Below are 4,581 nucleotides of genomic sequence, written 5' to 3'. Positions count from 1 at the left end.
CAGGAGCTGCTGGGTGTCGAGCGGGTCGGCCGCCATGACCATTTCTTCGAACTGGGCGGCCATTCGCTGCTGGCGGTGCAGGTGGTGTCGCGCCTGCGTGAATTGCTTGGACGCGAAGTGGCGCTGCGCGAACTGTTTGAACAACCAACCCTGGCCGGCCTGGCGCAACTGGTGGCCGCCGGGCGGCAGACGCAGCTCGGTGCGATCACGGTGGCCGAACGCGGCGATGCGCTGCCGCTGTCGTGGGCACAGCAACGCCTGTGGTTCCTCGACCAGCTTGACCATGCGGCAGGCGCGGCCTACCACATCCCGGCCGGCTTGCACTTGCGCGGCCGGCTGGACCGGGCAGCGCTGCAGGCGACGCTGGACCGCATCGTGGCGCGCCACGAAGGCTTGCGCACCACGTTTGTGCTRGCCGATGGCCAGCCGGTGCAGCGCATCGCGCCGGCTGATTGCGGCTTCGCCCTGGAGCAGCAGGACCTGAGCGGCTTGAGCGGGCATGAGCGCGAATTCGCCGTCGAACGCATGGCGCTGGAAGAATCGCAGGCGCCGTTCGACCTGGCNCTGGAGCAGCAGGACCTGAGCGGCTTGAGCGGGCATGAGCGCGAATTCGCCGTCGAACGCATGGCGCTGGAAGAATCGCAGGCGCCGTTCGACCTGGCACAGGGGCCGCTGATCCGCGGCCGGCTGCTGGTGCTGRGGGAGGAAGAACATGTGCTGCTGATCACACAGCACCACATCATTTCGGATGGCTGGTCGATCGGCATCCTGGTGCGCGAAGTGAGTACCTTGTACCGCGCCTTCAGCCAGGGCGAAAGCGACCCGCTGCCGCCGCTGCCGTTGCAGTACGCCGATTACGCGGTGTGGCAGCGGGCCTGGCTGCAAGGCGAAGCACTGCAACGCCAGCTGAACTTCTGGCACGCGCACCTGGATGGCGCACCGGCCCTGCTGGAGCTGCCGACCGACCGCGCGCGCCCTGCGGTGCAGAGCTACGCCGGCGGCCAGGTCGGCTTGACGCTGCCGGCGCCGCTGGCGGAAGGCTTGCGCGACCTTGGTAAGCGGCATGGCACGACGCTGTTCATGACGCTGCTGGCCGGCTGGTCCCTGCTGCTGTCGCGTCTGAGCGGTCAGGACGAGGTGGTGATCGGCACGCCGGTGGCCAACCGCCAGCGCAGCGAAGTGGAAGGCATGATCGGCTTCTTCGTCAANGGTGATCGGCACGCCGGTGGCCAACCGCCAGCGCAGCGAAGTGGAAGGCATGATCGGCTTCTTCGTCAACACGCTGGCCCTGCGCGTGCGCCTCGGCGACGGGTTGGACGTGGCACAACTGCTGGCGCAGGTAAAGGCCAGCACGCTGGACGCCTACGCCCACCAGGACGTGCCGTTCGAGCAGGTGGTGGAAGTGCTCAAGCCGCAACGCAGCCTGGGCCACAGCCCGGTATTCCAGGTGACGCTGGCGATGAACAATAGCGGTGCCGGCGGCACCGTCCAGCTGCCTGGTTTGACGCTGGAGGGCATGGAGCATGTATCGCCTACGACGCCGTTCGACCTGGCGCTCTCAGTTACCGAAGCGGGTTCGTCGGTTGCTCTCGACCTGAGCTATGCAACCGACCTGTTCGACCGCGCGACAGCCGACCGCCTGTTGCTGCAATTGCGCCTGGTGCTGGGAGCGATGGCTGCTGACGCGCGGCAGGCCATCGCCCGCCTGCCCTTGATGGACGAGGCCGAGCGCGACCGGGTGGTTAGCGGCTTTAACAGGACCGCGCGCAGCTATCCAGACGACTGCGCCATCCATCAAGTATTCGAAGCACAGGTAGCGCGCAGGCCGGATGCGACAGCCATCGTTTGCGGTGCGCAGAGCTTGAGCTATGGCGAGCTCGATCGCCAGGCCGGGTTGCTGGCCGCCCGGTTGGCCCCGCATGGCCTGGCGCCTGATACACCGGTGGCGATCTGCATGGAACGCAGCATCGAATCGGTGGTTGCCATGCTCGCCGTCCTGAAGGCGGGCGGCGCCTACGTGCCGCTTGATCCAGCTTATCCGGCGGCGCGGCTGGCACAGTTGCTGGCGAGCTGCGCGCCGGCGGCGGTGCTTGCCTGTGGTGCGCAGCCGCTTGAATCAGCCCTGGCGCAAGCGCTGCAATCGATGGCTGCCGCGCCCCTGCTGGTCGACGTGTCGCAGGCGCCGGCACCGGACGCGCGAGCGCTTTCGATCGCGGCTGGACCGCGCCAGCTGGCTTACGTAATCTACACCTCCGGCTCGACCGGAGAGCCGAAGGGGGTCATGGTTGAGCATGGCAATGTCCTGCGGCTGGCTGTTAATGGCGGCTATGCGGAACTCGGAGCGACGGATCGTGTCGCGCATTGCTCGAGTCCGGCCTTCGATGCCGCTACCTGGGAAATCTGGGCGCCACTGCTCAACGGTGCTGCCATCGTGATCATTGCGCGCGACGACGTGCTGTCGCCGCAGCGCCTGGGCGCGGCGCTGGAACACGGCAAGGCGACCGCCCTGTGGATGACCGCCGGACTGTTCCACCAATATGCCGCGCAGATGACCGCCAGTTTCGGCCAGTTGCGCTACTTGCTGGTAGGCGGCGACGTGGTGGAACCGGCCGTGGCTGCGCGCGTGCTGGCCGCTCCGCTGCGTCCCGGCCGCCTGATCAACGGCTATGGCCCGACCGAGGGCACGACCTTCACCACCACCTACGATATCGGCGAACTGGCCGCTGGCGCGCGCAGCATCCCGATCGGCCGGCCTATCGGCAACACCCAGGTGTATATCCTTGATGCGCTGCTGCAGCCGGTGCCGGTCGGCGTGGTGGGGGAACTCTATATCGGCGGCGCAGGCGTTGCGCGAGGCTACCTGAACCAGCCCGACTTGACGGCCGAGCGTTTCGTCAACGATCCATTCAGCGCGCAGGCGGGGGCACGGCTGTATCGCAGCGGCGACCAGGGCCGCTGGCGCGAGGACGGCGCTATCGAGTACCTGGGACGCAACGATTTCCAGCTCAAGCTGCGCGGTTTCCGCATCGAGCCGGGCGAGATCGAAGCGCGCCTGCGCGCCTGCGCGGGGGTACGCGAAGCACTGGTTGTGGCGCGCGAGGAGCGCGCCGGGCACAAGCGCCTGGTGGCCTACATCGTGGCCGATGGGGTGGCGCCCGCGGCGGCGCAATTGCGCGCCGAACTGGCGCAGCACCTGGCCGAGTATATGCTGCCGGCCGCATTCGTCGTGCTCGAACGGCTGCCGCTGACGCCGAACGGCAAGGTGGACCGGCAAGCCTTGCCGGCACCGGACGCCGGCGCGCTCGCCAGCCGTGAGTACCAGGCGCCGCGTGGCGAGAGCGAGGCAGCAATGGCAGCCATTTGGCAGACCTTGCTGGGCGTGCCGCGTGTCGGCCGCCACGACCACTTCTTTGAATTGGGCGGCCATTCGCTGCTGGCGGTGCAGGTGGTGTCGCAGGTGCGCGCCAGGTTGGGCATGGAGCTGGCCCTGCGCCACCTGTTCGAATCGCCGGTACTGGCCGACTGCGCGGCCGCCCTGGCTGCAGCGGATCCGACGGCGCAGGCAGCGATGGAACTGGCCGACCGTGCCGGCAAGCTGCCGCTGTCGTGGTCGCAGCAGCGCCTGTGGTTCCTCGACCGCCTGGACCGTGCGGCTGGTGCCGCCTACCATATTCCGGTCGCGCTGCGCCTGTGCGGTGAGCTCGACGCCGAAGCTCTGGCGCATTCCCTGGACCGGATCGTGGCGCGCCATGAAAACCTGCGCACCACCTTCGTGCTGGAGCAGGATGAAGCGTTGCAGCGCATTGCGCCGGCAACGGCCGGTTTCGCACTGCAGCGGCAGGACCTGGGCGGCCTTGCTGCCGCGGAACAGGAAGCGGCGTTGGCCACCTTGGCGGCGGAAGAAGCGGCGGCGCCGTTCGACCTGGCGGCCGGACCCCTGATCCGGGGCCGCCTGCTGCGCCTGGGGCCGCAGGAACACGTGCTGCTGGTGACGATGCACCACATCGTCTCGGATGGCTGGTCGATCGGGGTGGGGGCCGCCTGCTGCGCCTGGGGCCGCAGGAACACGTGCTGCTGGTGACGATGCACCACATCGTCTCGGATGGCTGGTCGATCGGGGTGCTGGTGCGCGAAGTGAGTGCGCTGTAYGCSGCGCGCCTGCAATGCCAGGACGATCCGCTGCCGCCGCTGGCCTTCCAGTACGCCGACTACGCTGCCTGGCAGCGCGCCTGGCTGCAGGGGCCGGCGCTGCAGGCGCAGCTCGACTACTGGCAGGAACGGCTGACGGGCGCCCCGGCGCTGCTGGAGCTGCCGGTCGACCGTGCACGTCCTGCGCTGCAAAGCTATGCCGGCGGCGTGATCGAGTGGACGCTGGCGCCGGAACTGTCGGCCGGCCTGCGCGCGCTGTGCCGGCGCCACGAGGTGACGCTGTTCATGGTGCTGCTGGCCGGCTGGTCGGCACTGCTGGCGCGCCTGAGCGGRCAGGACGAGGTGGTGGTCGGCACGCCGGTGGCCAACCGCCAGCGCAGCGAAGTGGAAGGCATGATCGGCTTCTTCGTCAATACGCTGGCCCTGCGCATG

At 68.6% G+C, this 4,581-nt stretch carries 2 protein-coding genes and 2 pseudogenes; all 4 read left to right on the top strand.

Translation table 11 applies throughout. The annotated features are described in order from the left end of the window. Window positions 1–6: 6 nt before the first annotated feature. Window positions 7–563 (top strand): annotated as a pseudogene (locus ASD58_RS32930) (condensation domain-containing protein); the annotation flags it as partial. Window positions 564–624: 61 nt separating this feature from the next. Beyond that, window positions 625–1,208: pseudogene (locus ASD58_RS32925) on the top strand (condensation domain-containing protein); the annotation flags it as partial. Window positions 1,209–1,258: 50 nt separating this feature from the next. Continuing rightward, a complete protein-coding gene (locus tag ASD58_RS32920) occupies window positions 1,259–4,081 on the top strand; it encodes a non-ribosomal peptide synthetase (RefSeq protein ID WP_057263539.1) in 2,823 nt (940 codons plus the stop codon). After that, on the top strand, window positions 4,069–4,581 hold a 513-nt coding region (locus ASD58_RS31950), incomplete at its 3' end, for a condensation domain-containing protein (RefSeq protein WP_229210073.1). The genes ASD58_RS32920 and ASD58_RS31950, both read left to right, overlap by 13 nt.

Source organism: Duganella sp. Root1480D1, assembly GCF_001427305.1.
Lineage (GTDB): Bacteria > Pseudomonadota > Gammaproteobacteria > Burkholderiales > Burkholderiaceae_D > Rugamonas.
The sequence above is the reverse complement of the archived record's forward strand: the minus strand, read 5'-3'. Positions and strand labels throughout refer to the sequence as shown.

What these genes read in the sequence shown, in the direction of transcription:
- ASD58_RS32920 (WP_057263539.1), top strand. Translation starts at nt 1,259, where the DNA reads ATGATCGGCTTCTTCGTCAACACGCTGGCCCTGCGCGTGCGCCTCGGC.